We start from the raw sequence: 16,865 nt of genomic DNA on the forward strand, positions 1-16,865 counted from the left end.
AAGTGCCGTCTGGTCAATTCGAGGTTATGCTGATCGGCTTCCCAGCATTCTGGAAATGCGGGTGGCGCTTTCTCTGACCAAAATTGTGATCCCGGCGACGTCGAACTCGGGCGATGCCCATTCTGCGAATGCTGTGCTTAGAGCTGCGACGGTTCGCTCCGACGCATCGCGGATCGGGGCGCCGACTGAGACTACTCCGGAAATGTTCTCTCCGGTGATCACGGCGTAGCCCTGGTCTCGCACTTCCTGGATCTGTTTGAGCAGGACCTTGGGATCGGTACATGTCTTGGGCGTCACCTGCTCAAGCCGCTCGCTGCGAAGCAGCCTCTCCACCTCGTCGTCGGCCAAACCTGCGAGCAGCACTTTTCCAAGTGCGGTGCTGTGAAGGTAGGTCTCGCTTCCCGGGACGCTGCGGATAACGATCGGTCCCTCGCTCTGCGCGGAGAGGATATAGACGGCGCGCAGGCCGCGCTGGATACCCAGATAGCCGTTGAGCAGGTGCTTCGTGGCCAGCATGTCGAGTTCCGGCTTGGCTACAGAGATCAGGCGATCCTTCTTGGTCAGGCTCCAGCCGAGGCCCAAGGCCCGGTATCCTATCGAATAGCGGCGCGTCTCCGGATCCTGGGTGACGAAATGGTTGTGCGCCAGCGTGTTGATTAGGCGCTGGACGATTGTGGCGCTGAGTTCGAGTTGCCTCGCGATCTCTCTGATTCCAACCGGAGCAGCCGCCTGGTCGAGGATCAGCAGGATTTCCAGGCCCCGCTGAAGGGACTGGCTGTTTCCAGTGGGCTTCGGGCTCAGTGTCATCAACAGATCCCCTTTTCGCCTCAGGCGGGAACGACGCGCAGAGAGCGATCGGTCGTTGAAAAAAGTTCGAAGCCGTCGTCGGTGAGGAGCCCCGTATCCTCGACCATCATGCCGCCCCAGCCAGGCTCGTAATAGGGCGTCTCCAGGCAGAATGTGGCGCCCGCCTGCAGGATGTCTCCACTCTCCGGCATGATCACCGGCGCCTCGTACACGGCCATGCCGATAGCATGCCCGACATGCTGCCGGCGATATGGTCGCAATCCCTTCGCCTCGACGACAGTCACACTCTTTTCGAACACATCGCGCGCATTCACACCCGGCTTCATCATGTCGATGGCGGCCTGTAGTCCTTCCAGCAGGGCGGCGTAGCGCTCAGCCTGAAGCCTGGTCGGTTCGCCGATGACCGCCGTCCGGGCCATGTCGGACTTGTAGCCGTAGTAGCTGCACCCCGTGTCGAACCGCAGCAGGTCGCCCGCGGCGAGTGGCCGTTCCGTGCTCATGGCATCCGCCAAGGCGCTGCGCAGGCCCCCGACCACAGTGACATTGCGCGGCAGGCCGCCGCCGAGCGACATGTGGGAGGCGACGATCGAGGCCACCTCCTTGTCTGTGACGCCCGGAGCCGCGCCGGCGATGCCTGCCTCGATCGCCCGCTGGGTGATCTGTGTGGTGTATCGGAGAAGTTCGACCTCAAGTGGCAGTTTGCGAGATCGCAAGGCCAGCATCCAAGACGTGGCGTCGGCGACCGTTGCCCCTGCCGTGGTGAGAGCGTCGAGAGCTCCTTTTGACAGGAACGTATGCTCGGCAGCGATGCGTTCAGCCTTCAGCCCGGACAGCGCCGCCAGGAGCCCATCCTCGAAGGTGTCGTGGCGCACCTCGTTATGTGAGGCCGCGGTGCCGCCGCTGAAGAAGAACTTGCCGAAGGTATAGACTTTCTCCGGCCGGATCCCGGCATCGATGGCTGGCGCAAAATCCGCGGCCGGCGCGACGAGCAGCAGGTCGTCCAGCGTGACCAGCGCCGCGTAACTGTAGCGCCGGTTTATCGTCGCCCCCATGCTCTCGTAGCCGCTCGTGTAGAGGACGTTTTCCGGGCTGGCGACGACGAGAAGGTCCTGGCCCTCAGCCTCCATCTTCCGGCGCACCCGGTCGAGTCTCTCTACTGCAAGGTTCGTGATCTGAGTGGCTAGTGAGGTGCCGGTTTGAAGCATGCTTGCGGTTCCCAACTTGAAGGCGGCTTGGCGCGCCGACGCGAGGCGGCGGGCGAGATGCCATTGACAACAGATTCATGCCGACAATACAATAGAAAATCGTAACAGCGTTTCGATAATCGGAACAATGGGAGAAGGCAATGAACAGACGCGGTTTCATCCTTTCCAGCTTCGGTCTGGCCGGGGCAGGTGCATTGGGCTTGCCGAGACTGACCTATGCTCAGACAACGTATCCGGCGCGCCCGACCACGATTCTTGTGCCGTTCGCCGCAGGCGGTGCGGGTGATCTCAGCGCACGCGTGATCGCCGATTTCGCCAGCAGCAGGAAAGGCGACGCCACCGCCGTGGACTTCCGGCCTGGCGCGGGCGCAACGATCGGCACAACCCAGGTGGCCGAGGCGGAAGCCGACGGAACCACGCTTGGCCTCTACTCGGTCAGCCCATTCGCGACCACGCCCCATCTGCAGAAAGTGTCTTACGATCCCCTGACCAGTTTCACCTATGTGGTGGCGCACGTGTTCGTGCCGATCGCCTTCTACGTGAAGGCGGACAGTCCGTTCGCGACCTGGGACGACGCCGTGAAATACGCGGTCGACAATCCCGGCAAGTTCAGGTGGGGCACGGCGGGCGTCCGCGGCGCCGCCCATCTCGCGACTGAGGCGGCCTTCCGTCGCGCCAAGGCTCAAACCACCTTCGTGCCCTTCAAGGGAGGTTCCGAGGCGATCACCGCGCTGCTTGGAGGCCATATCGAGGCGTCGGTATCCTCTGACTACGGCCCTCAACTCGATGCCGGTCAGGTGCGGCTTCTCGCTTCCACGGGAACCGAGAAGATCGCGGGCTTTCCCGACGTGCCGACCTATGGCGAGATGGGTCAGCCTATCGCCGTGGAAGCGACGTACGGGCTGGTCGGTCCGGCCGGCCTCCCCGCCGAGGTCGTTGCCTATTGGAACGACGTGGTGAAGGAACTTCAGGCCGCGCCCGAGTTCGACGACTATCTCAAAGTGGTGAAGGGCGGTAAACTCTACTGGAACAGCGACGAGTTTACCGAACGCGCCAAGGAGGCCTACAGCAGTCTCGGGCAGGCCATCAAGGAACTGGGACTTTAGCGGGTGGCAGGCGCCATCACTCTGATCATCGCGGCCACGGCCGCGATGATCTATGCGGTGCTTCACTATAGTATCTGGACCTTCGGCATGCCCGGCTCAGGGCTGATGCCGAGCATTGCAGCGGCGATAGTGATCGTCGCCTGTCTTTGGGCTGCCGTCGCGGAAACCGCGCAAGAAAATCTCAGCTTCGGGTTGCGACCGCTCGCCTACTGCGTCGGGCTCGTGGCGATCCTCCCGCTGTCCTTGCTCGTGGGGCTCCTTCCGGGGCTCGCAATTGTGGCGGCTGTCATTCTGCGTTTCGTCGAAGGTATGTCGATTCCCCGTTCTGCGCTCATTGCCGCGGGAACAGCGTTTGGTAGTTGGCTGCTGTTTGAGCGCACGCTGATGGTGCCGCTTCCGCACGGCCTGCTTGGGAGCATCTGATGGACCTGTTCGGCGATCTTGCCCTTGGCTTCGGGCAGGCGGTCACACCGTTGAACCTACTGATCGCGCTCGCAGGCTGTGTCGTCGGCACTGCGGTCGGCGTTCTCCCCGGCCTCGGACCGACCGCTACGATCAGCCTGCTGCTGCCGATCTCGGTCTATCTCGACAAGACCAGTGCCGTCATCCTGCTCTCCGGCATCTACTACGGTGCGATGTATGGCGGCTCGATCACTTCGATATTGGTGAAGATCCCAGGCGAGGCCGCAAGCGTCATCACTTGCATCGACGGCTACCAGATGGCGCGGCGCGGTCGCGCTGGAGCCGCCCTTGCCATCGCCGCATTCGGAAGCTTCTTCGCCGGAATCGTCGCGACGCTCGGAATTGCGATTGTCGGACCGGGCGTGGCAGAGTTCGCGCTCGCTTTCGGTCCCATAGAGAAGACCTCTCTGCTCATCCTCGGATTCACGCTAGTGCTAGGCGTCGGGGAAGGGACACGAACCAGGTCGGTTGCCATGATCGGGCTCGGTCTGCTTCTGGCAACCATCGGCGTCGATCTGGTGTCGGGCGACGAGCGCTTCGTGTTCGACGTGCCGCCGCTGCGGGACGGTTTCAACATAGCAATTCTCGCGATGGGCCTGTTCGGCATCAGCGAGGTGTTGCTGATGGCGGAGGAACGGGACGACGGTGCCAAGGCTGCGCGTTCGCCGAAAGGTCTGAAGGAATTGCTCCCCAATAGACGAGAGATCGGTGAATCCGCAGCTCCGGTCGTTCGCGGCAGCCTGCTCGGCTTCTTCCTCGGACTGCTGCCCGGAGGCGGCGGAATGATCGCGAGCTTCGCCAGCTATATGTTGGAACGGAAGATCTCGAAGACCCCGGAGGCCTTCGGCAAGGGCGCTGTCGCAGGCGTCGCCGGACCGGAGGCGGCAAACAACGCCGGGGCGCAGGCGAGTTTCGTACCCCTTCTCTGCCTCGGCATCCCGGCCAACGCGACGATCGGCGTCATCATGGGAGCCCTGCTCATGGCAGGCGTCACGCCGGGACCCCGACTGATCGTGGACCATCCCGAGATGTTCTGGGGCGTCATCGCTAGCATGTTCGTCGGCAACGCCATTCTCGTCGTCCTGAATGTGCCGCTCGTGGGCCTGTTCGTATCACTCCTGCGCGTGCCGCGCGCCGTCATGTCGATCCTGATCCTGTTCTTCTGCGTGATCGGCGCCTACAGCATCAACAACAACATGTTCGATGTTGGGACGATGCTGGCCTTTGGCCTCGTGGGATACGGGTTGCGCAAGACCGGCTTCGACGTAGCGCCGCTGCTACTCGCTTTCGTGCTTGGCCGACTGTTCGAGGAGAGCCTGATGCAGGGCCTCATCATTGGGCATGGCCAAGCGACCGCGTTCCTGACCAGCCCACTGAGCGCCTTCTTCTTGGCGATCGCCTTTCTGATCGTGTTCCTGCCGACGGTGCTTCGCCTGCGCGGCGTCAAAATTTCCTCTTCCGACAATGCCGAATGAGTCATGCTGAAGATCAATCAACATCTGACCGGATTCCAGTGCATCCGATGCGAAGAACTTCATCCCATACACGACTATCATGAAGGATGCCCGAAATGTCAGGCGCAGCATCGCCCGGCCAGCGTCGTCCCGGTCTATGACAAGACGATGCCGGACGTTGTCTGGAGCGGTTCGGGCCGGGGAATGCGACGGTTTTCCCATCGCCTTCCCTACTGTTCCTTCGAAAGTTTGGGAGAGGGCGATACGCCGATTGTAGATTTGCCTCGTCTGGCCGGCGAACTTGGCATGGATCGGCTCTCGATAAAGCTCGAAGGCGCTAATCCCACCGGCTCGCACAAGGACCGCATGAGCGTGCAATTTGTAGCTCGGGCGAAGGACCGGGGGGCGCATGGCGTGGTCGCCGCGTCGAGCGGCAATGCCGGCGCGTCTGTCGCCGCCTATGCCGCCGCTGCCGGCCTGCCCTGCATCATCGTCACGACGCCGGCCATCAGCCCGCCCTGGCGTCGTGCGATCGAGATGACTGGTGCGGAGATCATCTACACCGAGGACAGTCTGGAACGTTGGGCGATCGTGCGTCGAATGGTGCGGGACGAAGGCTATGCGTCGGCGACAAACTACCTCGACCCGCCGGTCGGAAGCGACCCGTGGGGCGTGGACGGCTACAAGACGCTCGGCTACGAACTCGCCGAGGATGAGGCGACGGCCGACATCGAAGCGATCCTTGTGCCGACGGCGCGCGGCGACCTGCTTTGGGGGATCTACCAGGGTCTCGCCGACGCGGTCTCGGCTGGCCGGCGTTCCAGCCAGCCGCGGCTGGTCGCCGTGGAACCCTTTCCGCGGCTCGAAAAGGTACTCGCGGGGCAGGATCTTCGCTCGCACTATCCCGGCAGGTCGCTGCTTGTCTCGATCGGCGGTGCGACGGTCACTTTCCAATCTTGGTTGGCCGTCACAAAGACTCGTGGAGCGGCGGTGTCGGTTGCTGAGGAGTTGGCGCTCGCCGATCAGAGGGTGCTCGCACGGCACGGACTGTTTCTTGAACTGTCTGCCGCAGCGTCACTGACTGGTTTGAGGCGACTGCTACAGGGGGGCGATCAACCGCCGCGCAGCGCACTGCTGATCGCAACCTCGCACGGCTACAAAGAAAGCGCGGGCCACGAGGTCTGAGCGCCTCATCAGCAACCTGTCACCAGTGTCTAGTCATGATGTGAATTCTCGATTGCAGAACGCAACGGATGTGGAGCCATTGCGGCATGAAGGTCCGGCGTAGTACGAGGAGGCGCGCGGCGATGTCTGAATGTGGAAGGTCACATTCGGTACGTCTCATGGAAACGCTGGAATCTCCCAGTTGCATCGTGAGAACGTCCGGTGCCTGACCGCATCCTCGACCTTCGGTTGTTCCGGTATGCCCAGGCTGCGGCCGAGCATGGCAGCTTCCGGCGCGCCGCGGTGGCGTTGAATGTCCTGCAATCGAGTGTGAGCAAGGGTGTCCGGAGTCTGGAATATCGCGTTGGTGCTCCACTATTCGAACGCAGCCATTCAGGTGTCCGGCCGACCCCAGCGGGTGAGCGATTCCTTCAGGAGGTGACCCAGGGATTTGACCACCTCGATCGCGCCATGCAGCGCATCGGCGCGGTTCAGCGCGGCGAGCATGGCGAACTTACTGTCGCTGTGAGCGTGCCCTTTCGTTTGCTTGAGGATGTTCTCGAGCCGTTCCGGGATAGACATCAGGGCGTGTCGGTCGAGATGGTGGAAGGAACTTGCGGCAGCAGCCTGACGCTAATTCTGCAGCGGAAGGCAGACATCGCGTTCGTGACCAAGACTCCCGCTGATGGCGTGTCGCAGTTCCTATTTTTGCGTAACGAGCGTCTGAAGGTCGCGCTGCCGAAGTCGCATCGGTTGGCCCAGGCCCGGGTGCTGATGCTTGAGGAGCTTCGTTCGGAGAAGTTTATCTTCAGCGCCAGCGGCATGGGTCCGGAAGTCGGAGACTATCTGGTCCGTCGCGTGGCCAAATCCGGCGTCGAGCCGGACCTGCATCTGCACCGCGTCGGCTTCTGCGATCTCCTCAGCATGGTCGCGTGCGGCTTTGGCGTGACGATCGTCGTCGGGCAGCTTCCCCGGGCCGCGCCGGAGGAGGTGGTGCTCATCCCGCTAGCCGGCAGGAGTGCGATCGGCATTCATGCCGTCTGGATGGAATCGAACTCCAATCCCGCACTGAGTAGCCTGCTGAGAATCCTGCGCGCGTCTACCTCGCCGTCTCAGCCGACCTAGCGGCCGTTACAGACGTCACGACGTTCCGGACGTCGTACGCGACCGTGCAAAACCGCGATCCGTCGCGATGAAACGCTGCAACATCGGCACGATCAGCCGGCTCGGATCGCCGATTGTCTGCCCCGTTTCGCGAGAGAGCACCTCGGCGTAGCTCGTAAGGTCGCGGTGCAGTGCGGCTGGCAACTCCACGGTGACCTTGATGGGCTTGTCGTCTTTAATCGCGCCGAGCTTGAGTTTCGTCATCAGGCGGCTCCGTAGGGCTCGAGGACCAGGTCTCGCGTGACAATCACACGCACTGGGAAGCCGGGCCGAATAGTGAGGGTCGGCGCGACCTGCAATTGCCGCTGAATGATCTGCTGACCGGCGTCGTTGATCGTGTCCTGAGCGCCGCCGCGGATCGCCTGGATGAGCCGGTCGTCGTCGTCCATCGTCAGTTCCGCGCCGACGGCAAGCAGCGTCGAGAGACCGGCTGCCTTCATCAGATCCCACCAGTGGTAGTCGACGCCGTCCTCCAGGCCGGCATAGCCCGCCGTGTCGGCGCCAGGATGGCGCTCCAGCACGATGGAGCGGCCGTTCGGGAAGATCAGCCGTGACCACACCAGGAGGACGCGACGCTGACCGAAGGCGACGCCATTGTCATATTCGCCGATGAGCCTCGTGCCCTGTGGGACGAGAAGGATGCTGCCGGTGGGACTGTCGAAGATGTGCTGCGTGACCTGCGCGGTGATCTGGCCCGGCAGGTCGGAGCGAATGCCGGTGATGAGTGCGGCCGGGATTACCGAGCCGGCTTGCAGCACGAACGGCGAGGCCGGCGTCGCCACGCGGTCGGGCGCGACGGTGCGGCGATCGACCTCCGCATTGAGGAAGGCGAGCTGTCGATCCTGGTTTCCGGCCCCGAGCGCCGACGGCGTGCCGCCGAGCGAGGGCTGGAAGCCCGGAAGTACCGAAGCCGCGGGAGCCCGGGTCTGGTAGAAGAGCTCGCTGGTTCGTGCCGCTTCCATTTCGGCAAGGCGGCGCTGTTCCTCCGGATCGGCCTGCGGCACGGGGACGACCTCGGCCGGGACGGCTCGCCCCTCGTCGCGGGCGCGGACGATCGGGCCGCCGAGATCGCCGGGAAGCGGCGGGCCGAGCTGGGGAATGCCGCTGTAGTCGTTCGGCAGGCCCTGCAAGCCATCTGCGGTCTGCCGTCGGTCTGTGATGAAGAGTTCGTCCTGGCCCGGCTGCCGATCCGCGGTCTGGAGCGCATAGATCAGCGCACCGCCGATGCCGAGACCGGCGACCAGGCCGAGACCGGCCAGCACGCGGCGCGAGATGCGCGTCACGCGCCGAGCCTCGGCCCGCAGCCGCATCGCGCCGGCAGGCTCCTGCGTCGCGGCGCCCCCCTCGTTCTCCCTCCCTGCGTCGGTCTCGGTCATGTCGAGGGCCTCCCATCGGTTCGCACGATCCTGACGGTCTGCTGCTGCCTGCCGCCGCCGAGCCGCAGTTCCGCGGCCCCGAACAGCCGGTCGACGATCAGGACGTTCTGGTAGATGCGGCTGTTGACGATCTCCGGCTCGCCGTTCGAGCCGATGACAAAGATGGGCGGCATTTCGCCCTGGACGATCCCGCGTGGAAACTCGACATAGACGCGGCGGCCGTCGTCATAGACCGAGACCGGCCGCCAGGGCGGGGTATCGCCGGTCAGCCCGTAGCGATAGTTGCGCGCCGTCTGGGCCGGGATGATCGGCGCGGCAGGAACGCTGGACCGGGATGACGGGACCTGCGGGTAGGCCCAGGCCACCGCCGGCATGTAGGGCTTTTCGCCGGCGCGCAGCTCGATCATGTAGGTTCGGCGGTCGGTTGTGATGACCAGATTGGTGGTGATGTCGGTGCGCGTCGGCTTCACCAGGACGTGGACGCGGCGGGTCACGCCAGACCCGGATTCGGTGTCGCCGATGATCCAGCGCGCCGTGTCGCCCGCCGCGATCGGCCCCGCCCCGGTCAGGCTCTCGCCTGATTCCAGCGCGATGTTGGTGATCTGGCCGGGCGCGGCATAGACCTGATAGAGCGCGCCCTCGCTCCAGGGATAGATCTGGATGGCGTTGTAGTATCCCTCCTTTCGAGGTTCGACCCGCGCTGCGACATTGGCGTTCTCGACGCGGCGGGTCGGCGTGCTCGCCGGATCGCCGCCCTTTGACGGGGTCCAGGTGGGCGGCACGAGGATCGGCCGCTGCGTCGCATCGCCGGTGCTGACGGCGACCGCCGGCAGCGGCGGGACATCGGCATCGTAGCTGATCTGCGGCGGCTTCGGCGCGGTAGCGCAGGCCGCGAGCGTCATCGTGGACAGGACAAGGACGCCAAACGTGGAAGCGGATTTGCGGAAAGCCGGACTATCGGCTCGACGGATTTTCGGTCTGGTCATTGCCCCAGCTCCTTTGACCAGTTGATGGCATTGATGAAGACACCGAGCGGATTGCGGCGCAGGCGCTCGGCATCGCGTGGCGGCTGGATGACGACGGTGAGGATGGCGGTCCAGCGTTCGGTGCCGGCGAGCTGACCGTTCTCGTAGCGACGTTCCGTCCAGGCGACGCGGAACGAGTCCGGCGAGGCGCGGATCACGCTCGAGACCTCGACCGCGACCTGCTGGCGTCCGACGCGAGAGAAGGGATTGGCCGAGCGCGCATAGTCGTTGAGGGCGACAGCACCCCGATCGGTGGTGAACTCATAGGCCTGCAACCAGTTCTGCCGCACGACGATCGCGTCGGCCGGCAGGCCGCGGACCTGCTCGATGAAACGCGCGAGATGGAAGGCGATCTGCGGATCGGTCGGACGATAGTCGGCGGAGGCGGGTTCGACCGCGCGGGCCTCGCCGGCGCGATCCACCTCGACCACCCAGGGTACGACGGTTCCCCGCGCCGATTGCCAGACCAGGGCGCTGGCGAAGCCGGCCGAGAGGATCAGGCAGCCGAAGGCCATGAGCCGCCAGTTCTTCGCCTGGACGCGGGCCGAGCCGATGCGCTCGTCCCAGACCTGGGCGGCGCGCTGATAGGGCGTCTCCGGTTCCGGCGTCTTGCCGTAGTGGGTCGTGGCTCGTTTGAAGAAGGTCATGATTTGTCTCTTTCGGAGAGGCTGACGGAGGCGCCGCCGCCGTGGTTGTCGCCGGAGCGGACCGCGTGGGCCGCGGCCATGACGCCGTGGCTCATCGAGCCGCCGCGCTTCATGCGGCGGGCCCAGCCAGGCGGACCATCGCTCGGGCCGGAAGGCGCTGCGGGCTGGGACGCGCCGCCAACGGTCCCCATCGAGGACGATCCGCCGGTGGCCTCGAAGGCGGCCTTGCCGCCGGCATCGAAGGAGGAGCGGAGGCTGCCGGAGACGCGCGAGGCGGCCCGTTTGAGTGGAGACACCGCGGCTCCGCCCGCGGCGCGCGCGGCGCCGCCGAGCCCCGCGGCAACGCCTGCCGTGCCGCTCTCGCCCGTCGAGGCCAGCGAATAGGCTGCGGTAGCGCCGCCGGCGACGGCGGTGCCGCCGCGCATCGCGGCGCCTCCGGCCGACCAGGCCGCTCGGCCGCCCTTGGCGGCGAGCATGGTTGCGCCACCGGCGGCGACGGCAGCGCCGCCCACGGCAAGGCCGGTCCCGACCGCTGCGCCGGCGCCGAGCTGCGGGCCGCCGGAGACGATGCCGTTGGCGATGCCCGGCCCGAAGATGCCGAGACCGAGCAGCGACAGCGCTGCCAGCACGATCGCCATCGCGTCGTCGATGGTCGGCTGCTCGCCGCCGAAGCCCGAGGTGAACTCGCCGAACAGGGTCGAGCCGATGCCGATGATGACGGCGAGGACCAGGATCTTCACGCCGGAGGAGATGACATTGCCGAGCACGCGCTCGGCCATGAAGGCCGACTGGCTGAACAGGCCGAAGGGGATCAGCACGAAGCCCGCGAGCGTTGTCAGCTTGAATTCTATGAGCGTGACGAACAATTGGACGCTCAAAATGAAAAACGCCAAAAGTACCAGCACCCAGGCGATCAGCAGGCAGATGATCTGGAGGAAATTCTCGAAGAAGGCCCAGTAGCCGGAGATCTCGGCGATGGCCTGGAGCAGCGGGCGGCCGGCGTCGAGCCCGGTCTGGGCGACGCGGCCGGGGCGCATGAGGTCGGCGACGGAGAAGCCGGTGCCGGAGGCCATCAGGCCGAGTCCGGCGAAGGAGTCGAAAACGATCCGCGCCAGCCCGTTCCAGTTGGAAATCAGATAGGCGAATATGCCGACGAAGATCGTCTTCTTGACCAGGCGCGCCAGGACGTCCTCGTCGGCGCCCCAGGCCCAGAACAGGGCGGCGAGCGTCACGTCGATGACGATCAGCGTCGAGGCGATGAACGCGACTTCGCCGCCGAGCAGCCCGAAGCCGCTGTCGATATAGGAGGTGAAGACTTCCAGGAACCGATCGATGACGCCTGAGCCTCCCATCGCTTAGTCCCTCCTTGCCGACGACAGGAAGCGGCGGCGGTTCTCGTCCCAGGCGGCGAGGCAACCGGCATCGCGCGTCGCGGCCTCGCCGATCTGCTGGCAGCGCCGGAGCGTTTCGCGTAGCGGATCGGCGCGCGGCGTCTCGCTGCGCAGGGTGGGAGACGGTCGAGTGGCGTCCGAGGGGTTCTCGCGCGCTCGGTGGACCGCCGTGGCGGTGACCGCCACGGCCAGCACGATCACCAGAGCAAGGCGGCCGAACATCTTGCCGTCCATCATCACCCCCTGCTCCAGCTCAGTTGTCGCCCGGGAACATCTGCGCGTTGCCGGGCTGGTAGCCGGAGCCGGGCTCGAGGAAGCGTCGGCGCTGCTCGCGGCCCTGCTCGGCGGCCGCAGCCTGCTCGGCCGCCGTGAGGGCGTCGGCGCGGCCGTTGGCGGCAAGCAGCGCGGTGAGATCCGAGAGCTGCTGGGCCTGAAGCGCGAGGATCTGATTGCCGGCCTGGGTCGCCTGCAATGCGCCGGTCGCGCCCTGACTTTCGCCGACGAGATTGGAGAGCTCGGCGCGCTGCGTCTCGATGTTGCCGACGACGCCGGCCTGCACGCGCATGGCGTCCTGCAAGGCGCCGACCGTGTTGCCCCATCGCTCGCGGGCCAGCTCGATGAGCTGCTGGTCGGAAGCGGAGAGGTCCATGTTGGCGTATTGCTGCGAGAAGATCTGGTCGATCTGCTGCACGTCGAAGGCGATGCGCTGGGCTTCCCCCAGGAGCTGCTGCGTCTTCGCGACGGACTGCTGGAGCGATTGCAGCGAGGAGTATGGCAGGCTTGCGAGATTGCGGGCCTGATTGATCAACATCTGGGCCTCGTTCTGGAGACTCTGGATCTGGTTGTTGATCTGCTCCAGGGCGCGGGCCGCCTGCACCACGTTCTCGGCGTAGTTGGAAGGGTCGAAGACGATCCTTCCGAAGCCGAACAGGGCGTAGGCCGGGGTGACGGCGACGGGCGTGAACGCCACCGGCACCGACAGGATGGTGGCGGCGAGCAGTACGGCATGGGTTCGAGAGCGACGGTGGGTCATGGGGAGAGCTCCTCTGTGAGTTGTTTGAGCGCCGGGGTCAGCGCGTCGAGGTTGGTGAGGTCGGGGATGAGATCGGCCGCCCAGTCGAGGTCGTGGGCGCGCAGCCAAGCGGCGAGGAATCCGTCGCGCCCATGCTCTGCCAGCACCGCTTGGATGCGGGCGTGGTCGGACTTGGCGGAGGCGGCGCAGAGCGCCAGCGCCACCTCGCCGAGGCCGAGCTCGAACAGCCGGTTGCCGCGGCGGGACTGCGCGTAATAGTCCCGCTTCGGCATCGCGCGGGCGATGATCTCGATCTGCCTGTCGTTCAGCCCGAAGCGCCGGTAGATCGCGGTGATCTGGGGCTCGATCGCGCGGTCGTTCGGCAAGAGGATGCGCGTGTGGCAGGAGTCGATGATCTCGGCCGCGATCGTGCTCTTCTCAAGTTGGGCCAGCGACTGGGTGGCGAAGATGACCGAGGCGTTCTTCTTGCGCAGCGTGACCAGCCATTCGGCGAGTTGCTTGGAGAAGCCGGGATCGCTGAGCGCCAGCCAGCCTTCGTCGATGATGACCAGCGTCGGTCGTCCGTCGAGGCGGCCGGCGATGCGGTGGAAGAGATAGGCGAGCGCCGCCGGCGCCGCGCCGGTGCCGAGCAGGCCTTCGGTCTCGAAGGCCAGGACCGGGGCGCGGCCGACGCTTTCCGCCTCGGCGTCGAGCAGCCGCCCGTAGGGGCCGCCGACGCAATAGGGCTGGAGCGCCCGTTTCAGGTCATTGGACTGGAGCAGCACCGTCAGCCCGGTGATGGTCCGCTCCTCGACGGGCGCCGAGGCGAGCGAGGTCAGCGCCGTCCAGATGTGCTCCTTGACCTCGGGGGTGACGGACACGCCCTCGCGGGTGAGGATGGCGACGATCCAGTCGGCAGCCCAGGCTCGCTCGGGCGTATAGGTGATGCCGGCGAGCGGCTGGAGCGAGACGGAGGTCTCTGTCCCCTCGGTGAGCTCGCCGCCGAGATCGTGCCAGTCGCCACCCATGGCGAGCGCGGCAGTGCGGATCGAGCCGCCGAAATCGAAGGCGAAGACCTGCGTATGCTCGTAGCGGCGGAACTGGAGCGCCATCAGCGCCAGCAGCACCGACTTGCCGGCGCCGGTCGGGCCGACGACCAGCGTATGGCCGACGTCGCCGACATGGAGAGACAACCGGAACGGGGTCGAGCCTTCCGTTCTGCCGAAGAGCAGCGGGGGCGCCTGGAAGTGCTCGTCCCGTTCCGGCCCCGCCCACACGGCGCTCAGGGGGATCATGTGGGCGAGATTCAATGTGCTGACGGGCGGCTGGCGCACATTGGCGTAGAGATGGCCGGGCAGCGTACCGAGCCAGGCATCGACTGCGTTGATCGTCTCGATCATGCCGGTGAAGTCACGGCCCTGGATGACCTTCTCGACCAGCCGCAGCTTCTCGTCGGCGATCCGCGCATCCGCGTCCCACACGGTGATCGTGGCGGTCGCGTAGGCTTCGCCGGCATAGTCGGCGCCGAGTTCCTGAAGGGCGAGGTCCGCGTCGGCCGCCTTGTTGGCCGCGTCGGTGTCGACCAGCACGGAGGCCTCGTTGGTTAGCACCTCCTTGACGATCGCAGCGATCGACTTGCGCTTGGCGAACCACTGGCGGCGGATTTTCGTGACCAGCCGCGTTGCGTCGGTCTTATCGAGCAGGATGGCGCGTGTGTTCCACCTGTACGGGAAGGGCAAGCGATTGAGCTCGTCGAGAATGCCGGGCGTGGTCTCGGCCGGGAAACCGACAATGGTGAGGATGCGCAGATGGGTGTCGCCCAGACGCGGCTCCAGCCCGCCGGCGAGCGGCTGGTCCGCCAGCAGCGCGTCCAGATACATCGGCGTCTCGGGGACGCGGACGCGGTGGCGCTTGGTCGAGATCGTCGAGTGCAGGTAGGTCAGCGTTTCGGCGTTATCGAGCCAGCGGCATTCGGGCATGAAGCCGTCGAGCAGTGCCAGCATGCGATCGGTGCGATCGACAAAGCCGCGCAGGATCTCCCAGGGGTTGACCCCGGTCTGCTCGCGGCCCTCGTAGAGCCAGGTCTCGGCGCGTGCCGAGTCCTCGGCCGGCGGCAAATAGACGATGGTGAGGAAATAGCTCGACTCGAAATGGCTACCGGCCTCCTCAAAATCGGCCTTGCGCTCCGCATCGACCAGCGCCGAGGCGGCATCGGGGAACGTGCTTCTCGGATAGGTCGCGGCCTCGTGGCGCTGCGCCTCGACGAAGATGCTCCAGCCGGAGCCGAGACGGCGGAAGGCGTTGTTGAGGCGTCCGGCGACGCCGACCAGCTCGGCCGGCACGGAACTGTCGAGGTCAGGCCCGCGGAACTTGGCGGAGCGCTGGAAGCTGCCGTCCTTGTTGAGGACGACGCCCTCGCCAACGAGGGCGGCCCAGGGGAGATAATCGGCGAGCCGGGCGCCGCTGCGGCGATATTCTGCAAGGTTCATCATCGCGCCACCTCACAGGCCGAGATGCGCGGGGATGCGCAGATGCCGGCGCACCACCTCGACGAAGAGCGGATCGCGCCGCGCTGCCCAGACGGCGGCGAGATGGCCGATCGCCCAGAGGAGGATGCCGACCAGCCAGAGCCGCAGGCCGAGGCCGAGCGCGGCCGCCAGCGTGCCGTTGAGGATGGCGACCGAGCGCGGCGCCCCGCCGAGCAGGATCGGCTCGGTCAGGGCGCGATGGATGGGCGCGGTGAATCCGCGAATCTCCTCCATCAGATCACGGCCCCGCCGCCGAAGCTGAAGAAACTGAGGAAGAAGGAGCTGGCCGCGAAGGCGATCGACAGGCCGAAGACGATCTGCACAAGCCGCCGGAAGCCGCCCGAGGTGTCGCCGAATGCGAGCGTCAGGCCGGTCACGATGATGATGATGACCGCGATGATTTTCGCGACCGGCCCCTCGATGGATTCGAGGATCTGCTGAAGCGGTTCCTCCCAGGGCATGGAAGAGCCGGCCGCATAGGCGGCCTGGGTCATGGCGAGGGTGAGCGAGGTGGCGAGCGCGGTCGCCACGAAGCGTGCTCGGGCGAGAAGGGACGTCGATGTCATTGCGAGGCTCCAGTGGGTTCGGGGGTCGGGATGACGGGGAAGAGGTCGTAGTCGCCTGTCGCGCCGAGGCCGGTGACATGGGCGAGCTCGGCGAGGCGGCGGGCCGATCCGCGACCGGAGAGCACGGCGATGACGTCGATGGTCTCGGCGATCAGCGCGCGCGGCACGGTGACCACGGCTTCCTGGATGAGCTGTTCGAGGCGGCGCAGCGCGCCGGTCGCCGTGCCGGCATGGATGGTGCCGATGCCGCCGGGATGGCCGGTCGACCAGGCCTTGAGGAGGTCGAGCGCCTCGGCGCCGCGGACCTCGCCGATCGGAATCCGGTCGGGCCGCAGGCGCAGCGAGGACCGCACGAGGTCGGAGAGCGAGACGATGCCGTCCTTAGTGCGCAGCGCCACGAGGTTGGGTGCGGCGCATTGCAGCTCTCGCGTGTCCTCGATCAACACCACGCGATCGCCGCTGCGGGCGACTTCGGCCAGGAGCGCATTGGTCAGCGTCGTCTTGCCCGTCGACGTGCCGCCGGCGACGAGGATGTTCCGCCGTTCGGCGACGGCCTGGCGCAGCGCATCGGCTTGGGCGCCGGACATGATGTCGGCCGCCACGTAGTCGGCGAGCGTGAAAACCGCGATCGCGGGCTTGCGGATCGCGAAGGCCGGCGCCGCGACGACAGGGGGAAGCAGGCCCTCGAACCGCTCCCCCGTTCCGGGCAGCTCGGCCGAGACGCGCGGCGCGCCGGCATGGACCTCGGCGCCGACATGGTGCGCGACGAGGCGGATGATGCGCTCGCCATCGGCCGGCGCGAGCCGCTCGCCCGTATCGGCGAGGCCTTCGGCGAGCCGGTCGATCCAGAGCCGCCCGTCGGGGTTGAGCATCACCTCGACGATCGCGGGGTCGTCCAGGAAGCGGGCGATGGCCGGCCCGAGAGCGGTGCGCAGCATGCGCGTTCCGCGTTCGACCG

Annotated in this window: 18 protein-coding genes; 5 read left to right on the plus strand and 13 right to left on the minus strand. The window is 66.1% G+C overall.

Annotated features, from left to right (window positions below):
- Positions 1-24: 24 nt before the first annotated feature.
- Together B9Z03_RS04285 and B9Z03_RS04290 are read right to left on the minus strand one after the other, a co-directional pair.
- Entirely contained in the window at positions 25-807 is a 783-nt protein-coding gene (locus B9Z03_RS04285) for an IclR family transcriptional regulator (protein ID WP_085463050.1), read from the minus strand.
- A gap of 20 nt (positions 808-827) precedes the next feature.
- The gene (locus B9Z03_RS04290; protein WP_085463051.1) at positions 828-2,012 is read right to left on the minus strand and encodes a M24 family metallopeptidase; all 1,185 of its coding nucleotides are present in this window, start codon (positions 2,010-2,012) and stop codon (positions 828-830) included.
- Positions 2,013-2,152: 140 nt separating this feature from the next.
- On the opposite strand from B9Z03_RS04290, the gene B9Z03_RS04295 reads away from it, so the two are divergent.
- The 5 genes from B9Z03_RS04295 (at position 2,153) to B9Z03_RS04315 (ending at position 7,323) form a co-directional block, all read left to right on the plus strand.
- On the plus strand, positions 2,153-3,118 hold the full coding sequence (locus tag B9Z03_RS04295; RefSeq protein WP_085463052.1) for a tripartite tricarboxylate transporter substrate binding protein: 966 nt from the start codon (positions 2,153-2,155) through the stop codon (positions 3,116-3,118).
- A 3-nt stretch (positions 3,119-3,121) separates the two neighbouring features.
- Entirely contained in the window at positions 3,122-3,541 is a 420-nt protein-coding gene (locus tag B9Z03_RS04300; protein ID WP_085463053.1) for a tripartite tricarboxylate transporter TctB family protein, read from the plus strand.
- Entirely contained in the window at positions 3,541-5,055 is a 1,515-nt protein-coding gene (locus B9Z03_RS04305) for a tripartite tricarboxylate transporter permease (RefSeq protein WP_085463054.1), read from the plus strand. The genes B9Z03_RS04300 and B9Z03_RS04305 overlap by 1 nt, the downstream gene beginning before the upstream one ends.
- Before the next feature lie 3 nt (positions 5,056-5,058).
- Positions 5,059-6,219: a threonine synthase gene (locus B9Z03_RS04310; protein ID WP_085463055.1), complete on the plus strand. Its 1,161-nt coding sequence runs from the start codon at positions 5,059-5,061 to the stop codon at positions 6,217-6,219.
- Positions 6,220-6,420: 201 nt separating this feature from the next.
- Positions 6,421-7,323: a LysR family transcriptional regulator gene (locus tag B9Z03_RS04315; protein WP_085463056.1), complete on the plus strand. Its 903-nt coding sequence runs from the start codon at positions 6,421-6,423 to the stop codon at positions 7,321-7,323.
- A gap of 15 nt (positions 7,324-7,338) precedes the next feature.
- Here the strand turns inward: B9Z03_RS04315 and B9Z03_RS04320 are convergent, their stop codons facing one another.
- The 11 genes from B9Z03_RS04320 to trbB form a co-directional block, all read right to left on the minus strand.
- Positions 7,339-7,566 carry a DUF2274 domain-containing protein gene (locus tag B9Z03_RS04320; RefSeq protein ID WP_085463057.1) on the minus strand — a complete coding sequence of 76 codons (228 nt, stop codon included), beginning with the start codon at positions 7,564-7,566 and terminating at the stop codon, positions 7,339-7,341.
- On the minus strand, positions 7,566-8,738 hold the full coding sequence (locus tag B9Z03_RS04325) for a TraB/TrbI/VirB10 family type IV secretion system protein (protein WP_085463058.1): 1,173 nt from the start codon (positions 8,736-8,738) through the stop codon (positions 7,566-7,568). The genes B9Z03_RS04320 and B9Z03_RS04325 overlap by 1 nt, the downstream gene beginning before the upstream one ends.
- Positions 8,735-9,724, minus strand: a complete 990-nt coding sequence (trbG, locus tag B9Z03_RS04330) for a P-type conjugative transfer protein TrbG (protein ID WP_085463059.1) — start codon at positions 9,722-9,724, stop codon at positions 8,735-8,737. Before trbG ends, B9Z03_RS04325 begins: the two co-directional genes overlap by 4 nt.
- On the minus strand, positions 9,721-10,410 hold the full coding sequence (trbF, locus tag B9Z03_RS04335) for a conjugal transfer protein TrbF (protein ID WP_085463060.1): 690 nt from the start codon (positions 10,408-10,410) through the stop codon (positions 9,721-9,723). Before trbF ends, trbG begins: the two co-directional genes overlap by 4 nt.
- Entirely contained in the window at positions 10,407-11,762 is a 1,356-nt protein-coding gene (gene trbL, locus B9Z03_RS04340; RefSeq protein ID WP_085463061.1) for a P-type conjugative transfer protein TrbL, read from the minus strand. Before trbL ends, trbF begins: the two co-directional genes overlap by 4 nt.
- Before the next feature lie 3 nt (positions 11,763-11,765).
- Positions 11,766-12,035, minus strand: a complete 270-nt coding sequence (gene trbK-alt / locus B9Z03_RS04345) for a putative entry exclusion protein TrbK-alt (protein ID WP_085467493.1) — start codon at positions 12,033-12,035, stop codon at positions 11,766-11,768.
- 19 nt (positions 12,036-12,054) lie between these two features.
- Positions 12,055-12,834 carry a P-type conjugative transfer protein TrbJ gene (trbJ, locus tag B9Z03_RS04350; RefSeq protein WP_085463062.1) on the minus strand — a complete coding sequence of 260 codons (780 nt, stop codon included), beginning with the start codon at positions 12,832-12,834 and terminating at the stop codon, positions 12,055-12,057.
- The gene (gene trbE, locus B9Z03_RS04355; protein WP_085463063.1) at positions 12,831-15,305 is read right to left on the minus strand and encodes a conjugal transfer protein TrbE; all 2,475 of its coding nucleotides are present in this window, start codon (positions 15,303-15,305) and stop codon (positions 12,831-12,833) included. Before trbE ends, trbJ begins: the two co-directional genes overlap by 4 nt.
- Positions 15,306-15,314: 9 nt before the next feature.
- Entirely contained in the window at positions 15,315-15,575 is a 261-nt protein-coding gene (locus tag B9Z03_RS04360; RefSeq protein WP_085463064.1) for a VirB3 family type IV secretion system protein, read from the minus strand.
- The gene (locus B9Z03_RS04365; RefSeq protein ID WP_432417023.1) at positions 15,575-15,835 is read right to left on the minus strand and encodes a TrbC/VirB2 family type IV secretion system protein; all 261 of its coding nucleotides are present in this window, start codon (positions 15,833-15,835) and stop codon (positions 15,575-15,577) included. Before B9Z03_RS04365 ends, B9Z03_RS04360 begins: the two co-directional genes overlap by 1 nt.
- Positions 15,836-15,903: 68 nt before the next feature.
- On the minus strand, positions 15,904-16,845 hold the full coding sequence (gene trbB, locus B9Z03_RS04370; protein WP_085463066.1) for a P-type conjugative transfer ATPase TrbB: 942 nt from the start codon (positions 16,843-16,845) through the stop codon (positions 15,904-15,906).
- Positions 16,846-16,865 lie beyond the last annotated feature (20 nt).

This window comes from Mesorhizobium australicum, from assembly GCF_900177325.1.
GTDB lineage: Bacteria > Pseudomonadota > Alphaproteobacteria > Rhizobiales > Rhizobiaceae > Mesorhizobium_A > Mesorhizobium_A australicum_A.

What these genes read in the sequence shown, in the direction of transcription:
- B9Z03_RS04285 (WP_085463050.1), bottom strand. Translation starts at nt 807, where the DNA reads ATGACACTGAGCCCGAAGCCCACTGGAAACAGCCAGTCCCTTCAGCGG.
- B9Z03_RS04290 (WP_085463051.1), bottom strand. Translation starts at nt 2,012, where the DNA reads ATGCTTCAAACCGGCACCTCACTAGCCACTCAGATCACGAACCTTGCA.
- B9Z03_RS04295 (WP_085463052.1), top strand. Translation starts at nt 2,153, where the DNA reads ATGAACAGACGCGGTTTCATCCTTTCCAGCTTCGGTCTGGCCGGGGCA.
- B9Z03_RS04305 (WP_085463054.1), top strand. Translation starts at nt 3,541, where the DNA reads ATGGACCTGTTCGGCGATCTTGCCCTTGGCTTCGGGCAGGCGGTCACA.
- B9Z03_RS04310 (WP_085463055.1), top strand. Translation starts at nt 5,059, where the DNA reads ATGCTGAAGATCAATCAACATCTGACCGGATTCCAGTGCATCCGATGC.
- B9Z03_RS04320 (WP_085463057.1), bottom strand. Translation starts at nt 7,566, where the DNA reads ATGACGAAACTCAAGCTCGGCGCGATTAAAGACGACAAGCCCATCAAG.
- B9Z03_RS04325 (WP_085463058.1), bottom strand. Translation starts at nt 8,738, where the DNA reads ATGACCGAGACCGACGCAGGGAGGGAGAACGAGGGGGGCGCCGCGACG.
- trbG (WP_085463059.1), bottom strand. Translation starts at nt 9,724, where the DNA reads ATGACCAGACCGAAAATCCGTCGAGCCGATAGTCCGGCTTTCCGCAAA.
- trbF (WP_085463060.1), bottom strand. Translation starts at nt 10,410, where the DNA reads ATGACCTTCTTCAAACGAGCCACGACCCACTACGGCAAGACGCCGGAA.
- trbL (WP_085463061.1), bottom strand. Translation starts at nt 11,762, where the DNA reads ATGGGAGGCTCAGGCGTCATCGATCGGTTCCTGGAAGTCTTCACCTCC.
- trbK-alt (WP_085467493.1), bottom strand. Translation starts at nt 12,035, where the DNA reads ATGGACGGCAAGATGTTCGGCCGCCTTGCTCTGGTGATCGTGCTGGCC.
- trbJ (WP_085463062.1), bottom strand. Translation starts at nt 12,834, where the DNA reads ATGACCCACCGTCGCTCTCGAACCCATGCCGTACTGCTCGCCGCCACC.
- trbE (WP_085463063.1), bottom strand. Translation starts at nt 15,305, where the DNA reads ATGATGAACCTTGCAGAATATCGCCGCAGCGGCGCCCGGCTCGCCGAT.
- B9Z03_RS04360 (WP_085463064.1), bottom strand. Translation starts at nt 15,575, where the DNA reads ATGGAGGAGATTCGCGGATTCACCGCGCCCATCCATCGCGCCCTGACC.
- B9Z03_RS04365 (WP_432417023.1), bottom strand. Translation starts at nt 15,835, where the DNA reads ATGACCCAGGCCGCCTATGCGGCCGGCTCTTCCATGCCCTGGGAGGAA.
- trbB (WP_085463066.1), bottom strand. Translation starts at nt 16,845, where the DNA reads ATGCTGCGCACCGCTCTCGGGCCGGCCATCGCCCGCTTCCTGGACGAC.